Source organism: Mesorhizobium montanum (assembly GCF_033977145.1).
Taxonomy (GTDB): Bacteria; Pseudomonadota; Alphaproteobacteria; order Rhizobiales; family Rhizobiaceae; genus Mesorhizobium; species Mesorhizobium montanum.
On sequence record NZ_JAVIJF010000028.1, the window covers coordinates 14863 to 30464 of the forward strand.

The window sequence follows — 15602 nt, forward strand, 5'->3', positions numbered from 1 at the left end:
GTCCCGCGCCTTTCGTTTTCCGGCAGCCCTAGCCCAGAACCCACCAGCTGTACGCCGAGGGCTGCACAGCAGACCTTCAGGGAGATCACTCATGGCCATGAAAAGCGAGGCTTCCCGCGAGCCCTTTCACCTGAGCATGCTCTTCAATGACAGCCGCTATAGAGGTCGAACGATCCAGGTCATCGCATTCATCCTGCTCATCCTTACGGCTGCCTGGCTCGTCGACAACACGGTCCGCAATCTGGCTGCCCTTGGAAAGAACTTCTCATTTGGATTCCTCTGGAGCACGGCAGGTTACGACATCTCTCCGCACGCCATCGCGTATTCGAGCACGAGCACCCACGCCCGTGCCGCTATGGTCGGGTTGCTGAACACGCTGATCGTCGCCGCAATGGCCTGCGTGACCGCAACTGTGCTTGGCGTATTGGCCGGTGTGCTCAGACTTTCCAACAACTGGATCGTCGCTCGTCTGATGACCGTCTATGTGGAGAGCTTCCGCAACGTGCCGGCCCTGCTTTGGATCATTGTTGTCGCGGCGATCATGTCGGAGGCCATGCCGACGCCCAGCGCATTCCGCGGTGAGAACCCGACGGCCTCCATGGTCCTGTGGGGCAGCGTCGCTGTCACGAACCGCGGCATCTATCTGCCAGTTCCCGATTTCTCCCGCAGCCTGGGCGCATTCGGCGAGCTTGACCTGAATTACACGGCGATCCTCGGCACGCTCGCCCTTTCGCTTCTCGCTCATCGGTGCCTGGTCAGACGCGCTCAACGGGTTCAAGGCGTGAGTGGGCAACGTCCCGCCACCTGGTGGAAGAGCTCGTGCATTTTTGCCGTGCCGGTAATCGCTCTGCTCTACGCGCTGGGTTTCCATCTTGAGTATCCGGCTCTGAAGGGGCTGAACTTCGCTGGTGGCCTGTTGCTGCGCAATTCCTTTATTGCGCTCTGGATCGGGCTCAGTGTCTATAGCGGCGCCTTCATCGCCGAAAACGTTCGCTCCGGAATTCTTGCGATCTCCCGGGGGCAGACGGAAGCCGCTCATGCGCTTGGGCTTTCTCCACGTCGTACGATGCGGCTGGTGATCCTGCCGCAGGCGCTGCGGATCATTGTGCCTCCGCTCATTTCGCAATTCCTCGACATCACCAAGAACACGTCGCTCGGACTGGCGGTCGGCTATATGGATCTGCGCTCGACGCTCGGCGGCATCACCATCAACCAGACCGGTCGAGAATTGGAGGCGATGCTTTTGATGATGCTGATCTACGTCAGCATCAGCCTGATCATCTCGGGCGTCATGAACGTCTACAACAGCCGGGTCAGGCTGCAGGAGCGCTAAGATGAACCTGCGCAGCGTATCCTGGGTGCGCCAGGAGATGGTTCTCCCATCGGCAAGGCCTACAGGCCAAAATGGTCCGCTGGAGTGGATAAGGAAGAATCTTTTCGACGGCTGGCTGAGCACGCTTCTCACCGTGGCGTCGATGACCGCGCTCGGATGGCTCGCAATGGCCGTCGCCCCTTGGCTAGGCAATTCCATCTGGAAAGCCAACTCACTCACCGAATGCCGACAACTCCTCAACGGAGCGCCAGGCGCGTGCTGGGGCGTCATCCGCGACCGCTGGCCGCAACTTCTGTTCGGCTTCTATCCTGCGCAGCTTTATTGGCGGCCGGTTCTCGCCTTCGCGCTGCTGTTCGCCGCACTTGCGCCGGTCCTGTTCCGTTTACTGCCGTCTCGCGCGCTCTGGTTCAGCGCAGCCTACCCGGGCATTGCGTGTTGGCTGATCTGGGGCGGAAGCCCGTGGTTCCAGATTGTGGTCTCCCTCGGTTTCGCTGTCGCCGCTGGCCTGTTTGCATCGACGGCACGAATCAACCGAGGCCTTGGGGTGAGCATCGCCAGCCTCGGCGCGGCGCTTTGGTGGCTTTATGCCGCTCAGCCTTTTTCGTCAGGCGCAAATAGCGTCTTTCCGATCGCCCTCGAGGCAGTCCCCTCGCGCGAGATCGGCGGGTTTCTGCTTTCGATCATCATCGGCGTGACGGGAATCGCAATGTCATTGCCGCTCGGGATCCTGCTCGCGCTTGGCCGTCGCTCCAGTCTGCCGCTCATCCAGATGCTCAGCGTCGTGTTCATCGAATTCATTCGTGGCGTGCCGCTGATCACGCTGCTGTTCACCGCATCGCTGCTCCTGAACTACTTCCTGCCGCCCGGCACCAACTTCGATCTCGTCCTGCGCGTCGTGATCATGGTGACGCTCTTTGCCAGCGCCTACATGGCCGAGGTCATCCGCGGCGGGTTGGCGGGCCTGCCACGCGGCCAGTATGAGGCCGCGGAAGCTCTCGGCCTGGATTATTGGAAGGCCCAGCGTCTCATCATCCTGCCGCAGGCTCTCAAGATCTCAATTCCGGGAATCGTGAATACTTTCATCGGCCTCTTCAAGGACACGACGCTTGTCATGTTCATCGGTCTTCTCGATCCAATCGCTCTTGCCGCGGCCATCCGCGCCAATACGGAGTGGCAAGGGATCTATTGGGAACTCTTCATCTTCATCGCAGCTGTGTTCTTTATCTTCTGCTTCGGCATGTCGCGCTATTCGATGCATCTCGAGCGCCGGCTGAAGACAGATCATCGTTAGGAGAAATGTGCATGACCAAGATGCTGCGCGGCCTTTCACGCGAAAGCGGCCTTTCAGAAACGGCTGTCGAGATCACATCCATGAACAAGTGGTACGGTGATTTTCATGCCTTGCGAGACATCGATCTGACGGTGCGCCGTGGAGAGCGGATCGTCATTTGCGGGCCATCCGGCTCCGGCAAATCGACGATGATCCGCTGCATCAACAGGCTCGAGGAGCATCAATCAGGCAAAATCTTCGTCGATGGGATCGAATTGACAAGCGACCTGAAGAACATCGAGCAAGTCCGCCGCGAAGTCGGGATGGTGTTCCAGCACTTCAATCTCTTTCCGCACCTGACTATCCTCGAGAATTGCATCCTCGCCCCGATCTGGGTCCGCAAGGTGCCAGAAAGGCAAGCCCGAGAGATCGCCATGCATTTCCTCGAGAAGGTCAGGATACCGGATCAGGCGCATAAGTATCCGGGTCAGCTCTCGGGCGGTCAGCAGCAGCGCGTGGCGATCGCGCGGTCTCTGTGCATGAAGCCACGCATAATGCTGTTCGATGAACCGACTTCGGCTCTCGATCCGGAGATGATCAAGGAAGTGCTCGATACGATGATTACGCTCGCCGAAGAGGGCATGACGATGCTCTGCGTCACGCACGAAATGGGTTTTGCCCAAGCGGTGGCGGATCGGGTGATCTTCATGGATCAGGGCCAGATCGTGGAGCAGAACGAACCGAAGGCATTCTTCCGCGCGCCGCAATCGGAACGCACGCGCACCTTCCTCGGGCAGATCCTGGGCCACTGAGCAACGGCGCCAGCGCCCTGGCGCGCCGGCACCACACTTTACTGAGACCTCTAAGGCATCAGCGGCGATCTCAACGTAGCTCGGAGATCTATTCCGGCCGGCATTGCAGAGGCTTTAAGTTGTCGGAATACGAGGAGCGAGGCGGCGACCGAGGGTTCGCAGCAGAGAGACGACCGGCCTCCTCCACAAGAGGAAAAAGACCTCCTGGATCTCCTGCGTTCCGAAGATCGCGAAACGTGCGCACTTCGGTGACTGCGACTTCGGGTGAGCTCGCGCATACAAAGGCGGGGACAGTCTGCGTCCTTCCCCGCCTGTTTTCGAGCTAAGGCTATCAGCCGTTAACAGTGTCGAAGGCGTCAAGGACACGCGAGGAATAGACCAGGGCTGCTCCCGCATTCAAAGCGATGGCAACACCAAGCGCTTCAGCAATTTCCTCCCGCGTTGCGCCAGCTTTTGCAGCTTCGGCCGTGTGGCTGGCGATACAGCCGTCGCAACGTGTCGTGACCGCGACTGCAAGCGCTATCAACTCGCGGGTCCTGGCATCCAGGCGGCCGGTCTTCTGGCCCGCGCCGCCGAGAGTTCGAACGCCGTCAAGGGTTGCAGGGGATAGGCCCCCCAACTCACTCACCCGCGACGACAGTTGCTTCCGGTATTTTGCCCACTCGAGCATTCGAAACTTCTCCATGAAATTGGGACCGCGACCAGGCAATTTCCAAGCAAAACGTGCAGATACCGCCCGCAGCGGTGCAGGCATATCCGTGAAGCTTCGTGGGCAGAAATGGTATGTTTTCACGGATGCATGAGAAGGCGTCATTCAATAGCGCACCTCACATGCGCGCTTCCTCGCCTCCTGTACGAGTGCTGCGCGTCACCATTGGCGGCGCGCCCGCCATGTCGAGAGCGATGCGCGCCGTCATGAGGGTAATGCGCAACCATTATGAATATTGCTCACGCACCCATGAAATATTGACGCTTAAGGTCATAACGCGGCCGTGATATCTCTTCTTAACGACGCCGCATGATCACCGGCGATGCCAAGTGCAATGTGTCGAGCGACAATGGCACGGTGAGCGGATGGTCCTTCTGGACCAAACGGAACTCCCAATCGCTTCGAGGTGCCAGTTGCAAAGGCCCGTGACAGCTACTCGTCCGGCCCGCTCATAACGGAGAGACCAAATAATGACGGATGCGTCTGCGCAAAGGGAAAAGGTTATCCTGGCTTCGGTCATGGCCGCCAACGCCAATCCCGGCTGGCTGACCAGCGACCGGGTCGAGGCGCTGACTGGCGGGCACGGAATGCTCAATATTCCGGTGGTTGCTGCCTGCAACGTCATCGCTGCTGAACTTCGTCGTGGCGTGAGTCCGGAGGTCAAATTCGCCGACGCGGTGCGCCAGCCTATTGACGACCTCCTGGCGAAGAGCATCGCGGTTGCAAAGGCAGCGGGCGCAGACGGCGCTAATGCGGCGCTGATCGCAGCAACGCTCCTCTATCTGTGCGGCGCCAATGCACAGGTTGGCATCCCAGCAGGCAACCGAAAGCTCGGTTCTTCCGCGCGGATAATTGCGGGGGTCAGCCGTTCCGGCCTAGCGGCAGTGCCAACGGCCAAGATGAACAACAAGATCTCGGGATTCGCGGCGGTTGCCGCGGTTTACGATGCGATGATGAAGGGAGAACTCTCGCCAATTCAAGGCCGCGACATCCCGGAAGGCGTTGGTGGCGGGGTGATGGTCGGCCACGGAGCCCTCGGCGAGGATTTCATCTTCCCCGGCATGGCCGAAAAGGGTGCAGCTATCGGAACCAAAGCGATGATGGATGCCATGTCCGGTGCTGGCATGCCCAGCCAGAAATTCCTCTCAGCACTTTTTGGCGCGGCAGCGATCCTGGAGATCATCCATCCGGATGCCGACGTGGCAGAGGAGTACGGCCCCTATGGCAAAGTCACCAGTGCGTTTGTGGCCGGACGATCGGCCGCTCGTACTGCCGGAGAAAGTGCATGTCCGCATCACAGGCAAGGAAGTCGAGACCGCAAGGCTGATCGGCGATCTCGGACTGATCCTGAAGGATATCGGCGGTCCCACTGTGATCGGCATCATGGCGCTCGATGAAATCATCTCGGTCTTCGAAGAGGGGATTTGCGGCGCCGGCGCGGGTCCGGTCAATCCGCCGCTCGGCCACGTCTGCGGCGATGCGGTCATTGCGCTGATGTGCCTGTTGCAAGACGGATCGACGGAACAGAGCGTGGCGCGGGCTTTGCGCGATCGGCGGCTCGGCTTCAGCTTCGACCCGGAGACCGCAATGGTGGCGATGAATATCGTTGCCCGAAAGGCTACCCAGATTTGCAACGGGCCGGTGACCGAAGCGCTGATCATGTCCTCCACCCCTATGGTCACCAAGGCCCTGCATGCCCGTGCGGCGCGCAGCTATGACGATCTCATGGCCGGTAGGAGCGTTGCCGAAATCGTGCGTGCGATGGACGAGGAACGTCAGCTTCTGGTGGAGGCGCGCGGCTCTGAATTCCTGAGCAAAGTGAAGGGCACCAATATCAAGGTCCATTTCACCAGGATCGGCAAGGGAGCGCGGCGCTCGAGCAAGATGGCTGCACGTTGGCTTGCCTTCGATCCGGCGCTTGATGCCGAAGTGACCGTCGGCGACGAAACGATCCACATGGAGGGCATCATCAATGCCGTCATTCCGGAAGTCGCGCAGGGGATCGGCAAGGAACGCGCACCGTTCCTGACGGCGCTCGCGCCGATCGCAAGTGAACTGCTGCTCGCTGGCAATGTGATCATGAACGTCACAATCCCCGCCGTGGTCGCTGCCGCGATGGGCAAAATGACCGCTTCGGACGCCGCCAGCGAGGCCCAATCGGCAGGCCTGATTTCCGCAGGCATTCCGGGCACGAAGGCCAAGGCAGAGGCTGCGGCTCTGGTCGCAGTCGAATCCATGGCGCTCTGATGGCAGGCGGCGTCATTCTCCTCATGGCCCAGATCGATGATGCGCCCGGCGAGTTGCTCGGGCATGTCATCGACAAGATGACCGAGATGGGCGCCAAAAATGTCCAGCTCCTTTCCAGTCTCGGCAAGAAAGGCCGCCCAGCCTATGTGCTGTTGGTCGACATCAACGCCGAGGACGAGCCGGAATTTGCCTCCCTTCTCGTTGGTGATTTGGGGATTTGGGGCTACCGCGTTCTGGAATCACAACACAAGCACTTCGACGTTCGACGCTATCGGACGCAGCTCGAACTGAAGTGGGCAGGTGGCGCAAGAAGCTTTCCCCTACGCCTAAAACGCATCCTCAACGAGGGTATGTTCATGCGGGCAAAGGCCGAACACGACGATCTTGTCGCCATATCCGCGCAGATCCAAGACAAGCTACCGCTGTCGCTAGCAGCGCTCAAGGCAGCGATTGAGACCACCGTAGGATCGACTGAGCCGGGCGAGACCCTGCGCGTCGATCTGTCCGGTCTGCAGCTTGCGGATCGATAAAGGATGGAGAGGCCCGATGCATATTCATCTTGATGTCCTGGGCGGCATTGCCGGCGATATGTTCGTCGCCGCGATATTGGACGCCTGGCCCGATCTGGCTGAAGTCGTGCAAGAAAACCTTCGTCTTGCCGGCCTGCAAGACGACGTAGAGGCTGTGGTGCGGTCGCATAACGACGGCGTGCTGACCGGCAGCCGCTTTGATGTCACAAAAATGGGCTCCGTACAGGAGGCCGCCAGATCTCATGCCAGTCACTATGCTTATGGGCATGCCCACGAACATGATGACCATGACGAGCGGCATGCCCAACATCACCATGAGCACGTCCATGGCGAGCGCCACTCGCACCATCATCACACCCATTGGCGCGACCTTCGTGCGATGCTTGAGGCAAGCAGCTTGGACGCAACCGTTAAACGCGCCGCAATCGCGATCTTCCATGAGCTCGCCCTGGCCGAAGCCGCGGTTCATGGCAAGGATGTGGACGACGTAGCCTTTCATGAAGTCGGCAACTGGGATTCAATTGCCGACATCGTGGCCGCGGCGACACTGATCGAGGCGGTGGGCGAAGCAAGCTGGTCGGTCGGCTCGCTCCCGCTCGGACGCGGCTGGGTGGAAACCGACCATGGCCGGCTGCCCGTTCCAGCTCCTGCCACGACTTTACTGCTGCGCGGATTTACCTTTCATGACGACGGACGCGCTGGCGAACGTATCACGCCGACGGGAGCGGCGATCCTGCGCTATCTCAGTCCCTCGACCAGTGTTGGCTCCTCCCCCCATGTGCTCGATCGCACCGGAATCGGCTTTGGCGCCCGGCACTTACCTGGGATGAGTAACGTGCTCCGGGTTCTTGCATTCACCGATGAAGCCGCGGTGCAGGAACGGATCGGAGTCATCCAGTTCGAAATCGACGACCAGACCGGTGAGGAATTGGCGGTTGCCCTTGATCATATTCGTGCAGCCGAAGGCGTCATCGATGTGATCCAGTCGCCGGTCTTCGGCAAGAAGGGACGGATGATGGCCTCTGTTCAGATACTCACGCGTCCCGATTCGATTGAGGCAAGCGGTGCACTCTGCTTCCGGCAGACCACGACGCTTGGCCTGCGCAGCCGTACTGAGGCCCGCACCATCCTGCCGCGGCAGGCGGTCACGACCAGCGACGGGATGAGGGTGAAGATCGCCGATCGTCCCGGCGGGCCGACCGCCAAGGCAGAGATGGATGATTTGCAAGCCCTTCGTCAGAGCCACAAGGCCCGGTCTGGGTTGCGCCGCTGCGCGGAGGCAGAGGCGCTGGAGAAAAGCCATGACCACCACTGAAGCGTTCTTGGGCCGTCTCGACGCGGTGTTCGACAGCGCCCATCCCGCGGCTGTGGCCGTCTCCGGTGGCGTTGACAGCATGACTCTGGCTTTCGTGGCCCATCTCCGGTTGGGCGCAGACCTGACCATGTTCCACGCCGCCTCGGCCGCGGTCCCGGTCAGCGCGACCGAACGGGTCAGGGACTATGCGGCGCGCCATGGTTGGGACCTGCGGGTCATCGACGCAGGGGAATTTAGGGACGAACGCTATCTGGCTAATCCTTCCAATCGTTGCTTCTTCTGCAAGTCGAATCTCTACGGCGCATTGTCGTCGCTATCGGACGCGCAGCTCTTTTCCGGAACCAACGCAGATGATCTGGGCGACTGGCGGCCCGGTCTCAAGGCAGCCGAGGCCAATAGCGTGCGCCACCCCTTTGTCGAGGCCGGCATGTCCAAGGCCGACGTGAGGGCGATGGCGGCAGCGCATGGCTTGAATGACCTCGCCGAATTGCCTTCGTCACCCTGCCTTTCGAGTCGCATCGAAACGACCCTCCGGATCGAACCCCAGGCGCTGCGCGCCGTCGATCAGGTCGAGATGCTGGTCAGGCGCGAGCTTTCGCCGAACACGGTTCGTTGCCGCGTCCGTCAGACCGCGGTCGTTGTCGAACTGGATGAAACTACGCTGTCGCGGCTGTCAGACGCCGATCGGGTGGAACTCGCTCGCAAAATCGCTGATGCTTTCGACGGTCCGCCGCCCATCCATTTCCAGGCTTATGTCCGGGGCAGCGCCTTCTTGCGGGAACAAAGCGCATGAACGAACAGATTAGATTGGACTTTCAGCGTCCTGAGCGGCTGGACTTTGATGAGGCCATCCTTTGCGCTCGGAAGTCCGATGCCCAGCTTACCGACATCGTGGACCGGGTGCTGGAGCGCGGGGCGCGCTGCCTAATGACGCGTCTCGATCCCGAAGTTTTTGGTCGCATGGCGCCCATTTATCGCGAAAGGCTGGATTACGATCCCGTCTCGAGGACGGCTTACCTGAACTGGACCGCTCCTGCCGAACTGGAACCGCCTCGGATCGCGGTAGTATCGGCTGGCAGCTCGGACATGCCGCAGGCGGCCGAAGTTACGCGAACGCTCACCTATCTCGGTGCCGCGACGAAGCAATTCATCGATATCGGCGTGGCCGGCCTGTGGCGGTTGTTGGAGAGGGTCGACGAATTGCGGAACTTTCCAGTCATTGTGGCGGTCGCCGGCATGGATGGCGCCCTCCCAAGCGTACTGGGCGGGCTCGTGCCCGGCGTGATCATCTGCCTGCCCACCTCGACCGGATATGGGGTTTCGAACGGAGGAGAAACCGCCCTCCACGCGGCGCTGGCTTCCTGCGCACCCGGACTTGCGGTCGTGAACATCGACAACGGGTACGGCGCGGCATGTGCCGCATTCCGTGTTTTGAATATGATCCGGCGAACTGCAGCCGCTCCGAATGGCTGACGAAGGTTGCGTCGTTGCATAGTCCGATTGTGAATTTATCCAGGAGCTCAGGGAGCTCTCTCCCGCAGTCTTTTCGACGACCAACTTTTCGCGCCAAGGCAAAAATCGCCACCGTTTATGGTTTTCCGATCATCGCAACTATCGTGGCCTGGATCTGAGCTTGGAATGTTGTCAACGGCCAGCCGGTTCTGCTCGGGACAGCCATTGTCGTCGATGGTGTTCTTTACCACGCGTCCGGCCCTCACGATGAGGGATAGGTGGTCGCCCTGGCCGCCGAGCAGCGACATGTTCTCCAGCGGGTCACCGTCGACGGCGATAAGGTCGGCGAAGACGCCGACCTGGAGCGATCCGACCTTGCCGGTCATGCGCAGCAACTCGGCCGCATAGCACGTCGTGGACCTGATCACCTCGATCGGCGGCAGCACCTCGGCGCGTATGGTGAATTCGTCGGACTGGTACCTGTGCAGTTCGCCCAGGAGATCGGTGCCGAACGCTATCGTCACCCCGGCCCTCTGGAGAATTTCGAGCGAGCCTCGGCTGTGCAGCCGGACGTCATCGAGCTTCGCGACGGACACGTCCGGCAGGGCCAGCGCCTTGGCATCCTTGTGCAGCGCTTCGTAGGCCACCAGTGTGGGGCAGGCGATAGCGCCGCGTTCCTTCATGAGGCGCGCTGTCGCCGGCTCGATCAAGTTGGCATGTTCAACCGAGCGCACACCGCACCGCACGGCACGCGAGATCGCCTCGTCGGTGTAGAGATGCGCGGAGACATAGGTCTGAGCGTTCGCCGCCTCTTCGACGATGGCCTCCAGCTCTGATATTGAGAACTGCTGGAAGTTGATGGGATCCGTCGGCGACGACACGCCGCCATTAGCCATCGCCTTAATGAACTGAGCCCCCTGGCGGATTTCGTCGCGGGCAGCGTGACGAACGGCGTCGACGCCGTCGCAGACCCGGCCCATCGCGCCGAGACGGTAGGTCTGGGACTCGGCGCTGCGGTTGTCGAGGAAGCCGCGATAGTCGCTGTGACCGCCGGTTTGGGAGAGCGCCTTGCCGCAGAAGACGAGACGCGGTCCCTCGATCTGGCCGGCTTCCTCAGCCTGGGCCAGCGGCCGCGTCGCCCCGCCGACGTCGCGCACCGTCGTGAAGCCGCGCATCAGCATCTGCTTCATGATGCGCGCCGCGCCGAAGGCGACCGTCACGTCCGGAAGCATCGCCGTGCGGCCAGGGTCGACGGTGATCGCCGTCACATGTACGTGGCAGTCGATAAGCCCTGGCATCAGGGTGCGGCCCTTCAGGTCGATGGTGCGCGCCGCCTCTGACGAGATCGGCTTCTCGGAGATCTCCGCGATCACGCCATCCGCGATGCGCAGCCACGATTCCGACGCCCCGGCGAAGCCGTTTCCGTCAAGCATCCTGGCATTGGCCAGGATCAAATCCTCCGCGGGCATGTTTCCTCATTCTTTGTGCTGGCTGGGTGTGAAGGAGATATGCGTGTGGTTGACGCGCTCGCGAAAACCCCGCCCAAATGCCTCTCAGGACAAGCAGGTTGGCAAATCCAATCACCAGCAGGAACAGTGCAGAAATCGATGTGCCGATGACGCCGCCAATGTCTTGGAAGACGTAAAGCTGGTTCCCGGTGGCTGCGATGACCAAGTAACCCAGAACGACGATGCTGGAATGGCCCAGCAAAAAGAAGAAGCCGACCGAAAACGGGTGTTTGCCTTCGTGTGTGAGCTTGCGCACGACATTGTCTGTTGCCGCAATATGGTCTGCGTCAAATGCATGTCGAAGGCCGAGCATGTCGGCAGGGCCTAGCACCTACGAATGAGGTGCTCGCCCATATTGCACGGCGTAAGGTTGAGGAACAGCCTGGACAGGGTCCGGTCTGCCCTCAAGTCTTTCATTGGGCGTTTTCGGCGCTTCTAAATGCCGAAGGTTCAATCGCCGACCTGTTAGAAGCGGTAAGTGACACCTGCACCAATCAACCAGGGGTCTAGCTTGGCCTTGCCCTTCAGATCGGCGCCGGCCACTTTGACGGTAAAATCTGGTTCCAGGAAAAGCTTCTTGACATCGACATTGATCCCCCAGTGGCGATCCAACATGTAGTCGAAGCCGACCTGCAGCGCGGCACCAAACGTGTTCTTCACATGAAGAGCATCGGCGCTGCCGGCACTCTGATTGTAGAAGACGGTGTAGTTCAGGCCGGCGCCGACATAGGGTCGGAAGGCCCCGAAGTGGGTGATATGATACTGCAGCGTGAGCGTGGGTGGCAGTGTCCATACCTTGCCGACATTCCCTAGCGCGCCGATTGCTCCGGTGCCATCAACGTTGGCGTAGGTAGTGGCGAGTATGAGTTCGGCAGCGATGTTTTCGGTGAAGAAATAGGAGATGTCGAATTCCGGCGTCACGGTGTCTGAATAGGAGAGATTGGAACCGGCAATTCCACCGACGTAACCTGAATCGTTGGTTTTCACTCCCAACGCGCGCACGCGGATCTGCCACGGGCTCGACGCCTCCGCTGTCCCCTGGTCCTGTGCGATGTAACGTTGCGCAGGGTCTGCCGCAAAAGCGTGCTGACCCACCCCCATAAGGACGATGAGCGCTATCGCACCCTGCGCCGCAACCATACGCACTTTTGTCATCATGTTCTCTCCTGGTATCTGATAACGGTAGACTCTATCGTTTGTGCGCGCGGGATTATTTCTCATCACTCGCATACAGACGATCTGCGAAGCGCACTGCATTTGTCGTGCCAACGAGAAGAACATTGGAAACCGCACGATTCGCTTCCGACACGCTCGTGTCTCGGAGCTGATACTGTCGTGTTTCGAGCTGATATTGTCGTGTTTTGCACAAACGGACTAACGACCGAAAGCACGCGAGAGCTATATCTGACACATTGGCAGAGAATGAAGGAGACAATACCTCACGAGGTGATCGCGACGTTGGTCATGCGAGGCGGGCTCTTCCATCCACAACTTCAATGACTCATACGAGAGGATTTGGCCTGCCAATCAGGTTTGAGTTGATCGCAATCTTTCGCGTTAGCGCGCTATCGTGCGCGGCGAGCATGGTCATATCGAGCATGTGATCTTTCTCCAAGCCGCTCACGCCAGGCTGGAAACTCTCTTCGAACGCGATCGAGAAGATAAGGCCGCACGTCGAATTCAATGCGGTGGCTCTCTCCGGAGATCGCTCACGCAGCTTGGCTGGTGCTGGATTTCTCACAGGGCATCGAGCCGCTCGATCCTCCACCTCGCACTCAGGGCGATGGAAACCCGGAAAACAGATCGCATTCACGGGCGCCCGAGCGAGCGCTCTTCTTGCTTTCATGATCTCATCGGCAAACCCGCCACGGCCGAGTGACCGCCGTCGAGCAACCGCCCAGATGCCAGACCCAAAGCAGTCTGAATTTTGGGCGCTGCCCGCCAGCGTCGCCAAGTGTTTGCGGTTCGTGGCGATATCAATAGGCGGCTGCGGCGACCGCTCCATATGCACTAGTTAGCTCTACGCTCTGCAGCCGTCGCGGCGACTCCCAGCCGGGCCGCTGCTGACGCGGCCCGCACGGGTCAGCCGTTTCGAAAGGTGTAACCGTAGGCGTTGATCGCCGGCGCACCGCCGAGATGCGTGAAAAGAACCCTCGATCCCTTGGCAAAAAAACCTTTCTGGACCAGGTCGATCATTCCTTGCATCGATTTGCCTTCGTAAACGGGATCGACGATCATACCTTCGAGCCGCGCGCACAGACGGATGGCATCCTTAGTTTCCGGGGACGGTATGCCATAACATGGGTAAGCGTACTCCTGGAGCAACACCACATCATCCTCGACCAGTTCCATTTCAAGATCGACGAGCTCCGCTGTATGTTGAGCAATACCCAGCACTTGCGCCTTGGTTTGCGAGGGAGTGGCAGAGGCATCGATCCCGATGACGTTGCGATGTCGACCGTCATTGGCAAATCCGACGATCATGCCGGCATGCGTCGAGCCCGTGACCGTGCAAACGACGATGAAGTCAAATGCAAACCCAAGCTGTTTCTCCTGATCGCGCAACTCCTCTGCGAACCCCACGTAACCGAGACCGCCATATACGGGTGAACGGACGCGCCAGCTGGGATCGCATAGGGTCTGCCGCCCCTTGCCTTGACCTCGTAGAGCGCCTTTTCCCAACTGCGACGGATGCCGATGTCAAAGCCCTCGTCGACCAGATGCACTTCTGCGCCCATGATGCGGCTTAAGAGAATGTTGCCGACCCGATCGTAGACGGCATCCTCATGTGGAACCCAGCTCTCCTGAACTAGGAGGCATTTCATGCCGATCCTGGCCGCGACCGCGGCGACCATTCGCGTGTGGTTGGACTGTACGCCGCCGATGGAGACAAGCGTATCGGCATCTGAGGCGATGGCGTCGGGGATGATGTATTCGAGCTTGCGCAGTTTGTTTCCGCCAAACGCGAGTCCGGAGTTGCAGTCCTCGCGTTTGGCGTAGATTTCCACCTTTCCACCTAGATGCTTGCTGAGCCGGTCGAGCTTCTCGATGTGCGTCGGTCCAAAGGTAAGTGGATAGCGTTCGAACGTAATTACTCACGCCCTTGTCAGGGGCAAGAATCCCTGAATCTATGGGGATATGGATCGCACTGATTTGCAGCGTCTGACGAAGGAAGAGTTGATCGATCTGGTGCTGCGGATGCAGCGGCCAGAGAAGACATCACGCACGTCGTCCAAGCCACCTTCGAGCGATCGCAAGGCGCGTCGGGACAGGGCAAAGCCTGGCGGCGCCAAGGCGGGTCATGAAGGTCACAGCCGCGCCATGAGTGAGGATGCCGATCGCATCATCGATCATCATCCAAGCCAATGCCTTTGCTGCCGCGCCAGCCTGTCGAGCGATCTTGCTGCCGAAACCGTCAGCGAGCACGACAAGATTGAGCTTCCCGCGATCAGGCCTTTGATTGAGCGCCATCGGCGTCTGGCAGTCCGTTGCCCGTCCTGCGGCACGCTGGTCGTCGCGGCTGTGCCAGATGCGGCGAAGGGGACGCCGTTCGGGCCACGCGTGCACGCCGTAGCGACCTATCTCAAGACTTTCCAGGCCCTGTCCTACGAGCGGCTGCAGGGCGCGTTCGCGAACCTTTTCGGTCTCACCATTAGCCAGGGCGGACTGATGAACATGTTGCGCCGTGCGCAGGGCGCGTTCGCGGCCGAGCGCGACAAGGCCGTCGCGGCGTTGCGCCGGGCCAAGGTCATCGCCTCCGATGAGACCGGCGTGCGGATCGAAGGAAGCAACGCCTACCACTGGGTGTTTCGCTGCGCCGAAGCGGTTGTTCATCAAGCGGCGCCAACGCGCGGCGCCGTCGTGGTCCGGAGCCTGATGGACGGCCATCGGCCCGACGTCTGGTGTTCCGATCGCTATGCCGCGCAACAAGGTCACGCAGATGCGCATCAGACCTGCCTGGCGCATCTCGCCCGCGACGTCGCCTATGCGGACGAGGCAAGTGAGGACATGCTGCCCTCACGGCTCAAGCGTTGGCTGCAAAGGGCCTTCGCCCTAGCCGACGGTATCGAAACCTTCGCCGCCTCGACCATCGCCGGCAAGCGTCGCGCCCTGGAGCGAAGTCTGGACCATATCTTCGCCACCACAACGTCGTGCGATCTGGCCCGCGACATCCAAAACAAGTTCAGGCGAGCTCGCGATCAACTTTTGCCCTTTGCCCAATGGCCAGGAATGGTCGACGCGACGAACAACGCCTGCGAACGGGCGCTGAGACCCGCCGTCGTTCAACGGAAGATCACCAACGGCTATCGCGCCATGTGGGCCGCCCAGGGCGAAGCCGACATTCGAACCGTCGTCGACACGGCTCGTCTCGCGCCAGGCACGAACCCCTTCAAAATCATCCTTCAAACCGTCAGCGCCTGAAATC

Annotated in this window: 13 protein-coding genes and 2 pseudogenes; 10 read left to right on the top strand and 5 right to left on the bottom strand. The window is 60.3% G+C overall.

Going from position 1 to position 15602, the window contains the following annotated elements; translation table 11 throughout:
• The first annotated feature begins 91 nt into the window (after positions 1–91).
• The 3 genes from RFM68_RS29280 to RFM68_RS29290 are packed head-to-tail and all read left to right on the top strand — an operon-like array spanning position 92 to position 3415.
• The gene (locus RFM68_RS29280) at positions 92–1333 is read left to right on the top strand and encodes an amino acid ABC transporter permease (protein WP_320236482.1); all 1242 of its coding nucleotides are present in this window, start codon (positions 92–94) and stop codon (positions 1331–1333) included.
• Position 1334: 1 nt separating this feature from the next.
• Positions 1335–2624 carry an amino acid ABC transporter permease gene (locus RFM68_RS29285; RefSeq protein ID WP_320236483.1) on the top strand — a complete coding sequence of 430 codons (1290 nt, stop codon included), beginning with the start codon at positions 1335–1337 and terminating at the stop codon, positions 2622–2624.
• 11 nt (positions 2625–2635) lie between these two features.
• Positions 2636–3415 (top strand): amino acid ABC transporter ATP-binding protein, encoded by a 780-nt coding sequence (locus tag RFM68_RS29290; RefSeq protein WP_430694972.1) that lies wholly within the window; start codon positions 2636–2638, stop codon positions 3413–3415.
• Between the two features lie 331 nt (positions 3416–3746).
• On the opposite strand, the gene RFM68_RS29295 is transcribed toward RFM68_RS29290, so the two are convergent.
• Positions 3747–4085, bottom strand: a complete 339-nt coding sequence (locus tag RFM68_RS29295) for a carboxymuconolactone decarboxylase family protein (RefSeq protein WP_320236484.1) — start codon at positions 4083–4085, stop codon at positions 3747–3749.
• Positions 4086–4594: 509 nt separating this feature from the next.
• Here RFM68_RS29295 and RFM68_RS29300 point away from each other — a divergent pair.
• Genes RFM68_RS29300 through larB form a run of 6 tightly spaced genes read left to right on the top strand, consistent with a single transcriptional unit; the run spans position 4595 to position 9689 of the window.
• Entirely contained in the window at positions 4595–5521 is a 927-nt protein-coding gene (locus RFM68_RS29300) for a hypothetical protein (RefSeq protein ID WP_320236485.1), read from the top strand.
• Positions 5496–6371: a hypothetical protein gene (locus RFM68_RS29305; RefSeq protein WP_320236486.1), complete on the top strand. Its 876-nt coding sequence runs from the start codon at positions 5496–5498 to the stop codon at positions 6369–6371. Before RFM68_RS29300 ends, RFM68_RS29305 begins: the two co-directional genes overlap by 26 nt.
• Positions 6371–6901 carry a nickel pincer cofactor biosynthesis protein LarC2 gene (gene larC2 / locus RFM68_RS29310; protein ID WP_320236487.1) on the top strand — a complete coding sequence of 177 codons (531 nt, stop codon included), beginning with the start codon at positions 6371–6373 and terminating at the stop codon, positions 6899–6901. The genes RFM68_RS29305 and larC2 overlap by 1 nt, the downstream gene beginning before the upstream one ends.
• A gap of 16 nt (positions 6902–6917) precedes the next feature.
• On the top strand, positions 6918–8216 hold the full coding sequence (gene larC / locus RFM68_RS29315; RefSeq protein WP_320236488.1) for a nickel pincer cofactor biosynthesis protein LarC: 1299 nt from the start codon (positions 6918–6920) through the stop codon (positions 8214–8216).
• Positions 8203–9009: an ATP-dependent sacrificial sulfur transferase LarE gene (larE, locus tag RFM68_RS29320; RefSeq protein WP_320236489.1), complete on the top strand. Its 807-nt coding sequence runs from the start codon at positions 8203–8205 to the stop codon at positions 9007–9009. Before larC ends, larE begins: the two co-directional genes overlap by 14 nt.
• Complete coding sequence (gene larB / locus RFM68_RS29325) at positions 9006–9689, top strand: nickel pincer cofactor biosynthesis protein LarB (protein ID WP_320236490.1); 684 nt, start codon at positions 9006–9008, stop codon at positions 9687–9689. Before larE ends, larB begins: the two co-directional genes overlap by 4 nt.
• 47 nt (positions 9690–9736) lie before the next feature.
• Here larB and RFM68_RS29330 read toward each other — a convergent pair whose 3' ends face one another.
• The 4 genes and pseudogenes from RFM68_RS29330 to RFM68_RS29345 all read right to left on the bottom strand — a co-directional run bounded on the left by RFM68_RS29330 (position 9737) and on the right by RFM68_RS29345 (position 14268).
• Entirely contained in the window at positions 9737–11137 is a 1401-nt protein-coding gene (locus RFM68_RS29330) for a metal-dependent hydrolase family protein (protein ID WP_320236491.1), read from the bottom strand.
• Positions 11138–11186: 49 nt separating this feature from the next.
• Positions 11187–11495: pseudogene (locus RFM68_RS29335) on the bottom strand (HoxN/HupN/NixA family nickel/cobalt transporter); the annotation flags it as partial.
• A gap of 146 nt (positions 11496–11641) precedes the next feature.
• Positions 11642–12331, bottom strand: a complete 690-nt coding sequence (locus tag RFM68_RS29340) for an OmpW/AlkL family protein (protein ID WP_320236531.1) — start codon at positions 12329–12331, stop codon at positions 11642–11644.
• 927 nt (positions 12332–13258) lie between these two features.
• A pseudogene (locus RFM68_RS29345) lies at positions 13259–14268 on the bottom strand (1-aminocyclopropane-1-carboxylate deaminase).
• A 46-nt stretch (positions 14269–14314) separates the two neighbouring features.
• On the opposite strand from RFM68_RS29345, the gene tnpC reads away from it, so the two are divergent.
• Positions 14315–15598 carry an IS66 family transposase gene (tnpC, locus tag RFM68_RS29350; RefSeq protein WP_320236492.1) on the top strand — a complete coding sequence of 428 codons (1284 nt, stop codon included), beginning with the start codon at positions 14315–14317 and terminating at the stop codon, positions 15596–15598.
• Positions 15599–15602 lie beyond the last annotated feature (4 nt).

What these genes read in the sequence shown, in the direction of transcription:
- RFM68_RS29280 (WP_320236482.1), top strand. Translation starts at nt 92, where the DNA reads ATGGCCATGAAAAGCGAGGCTTCCCGCGAGCCCTTTCACCTGAGCATG.
- RFM68_RS29285 (WP_320236483.1), top strand. Translation starts at nt 1,335, where the DNA reads ATGAACCTGCGCAGCGTATCCTGGGTGCGCCAGGAGATGGTTCTCCCA.
- RFM68_RS29290 (WP_430694972.1), top strand. Translation starts at nt 2,636, where the DNA reads ATGACCAAGATGCTGCGCGGCCTTTCACGCGAAAGCGGCCTTTCAGAA.
- RFM68_RS29295 (WP_320236484.1), bottom strand. Translation starts at nt 4,085, where the DNA reads ATGCTCGAGTGGGCAAAATACCGGAAGCAACTGTCGTCGCGGGTGAGT.
- RFM68_RS29300 (WP_320236485.1), top strand. Translation starts at nt 4,595, where the DNA reads ATGACGGATGCGTCTGCGCAAAGGGAAAAGGTTATCCTGGCTTCGGTC.
- larC2 (WP_320236487.1), top strand. Translation starts at nt 6,371, where the DNA reads ATGGCAGGCGGCGTCATTCTCCTCATGGCCCAGATCGATGATGCGCCC.
- larC (WP_320236488.1), top strand. Translation starts at nt 6,918, where the DNA reads ATGCATATTCATCTTGATGTCCTGGGCGGCATTGCCGGCGATATGTTC.
- larE (WP_320236489.1), top strand. Translation starts at nt 8,203, where the DNA reads ATGACCACCACTGAAGCGTTCTTGGGCCGTCTCGACGCGGTGTTCGAC.
- larB (WP_320236490.1), top strand. Translation starts at nt 9,006, where the DNA reads ATGAACGAACAGATTAGATTGGACTTTCAGCGTCCTGAGCGGCTGGAC.
- RFM68_RS29330 (WP_320236491.1), bottom strand. Translation starts at nt 11,137, where the DNA reads ATGCCCGCGGAGGATTTGATCCTGGCCAATGCCAGGATGCTTGACGGA.
- RFM68_RS29340 (WP_320236531.1), bottom strand. Translation starts at nt 12,331, where the DNA reads ATGACAAAAGTGCGTATGGTTGCGGCGCAGGGTGCGATAGCGCTCATC.
- tnpC (WP_320236492.1), top strand. Translation starts at nt 14,315, where the DNA reads ATGGATCGCACTGATTTGCAGCGTCTGACGAAGGAAGAGTTGATCGAT.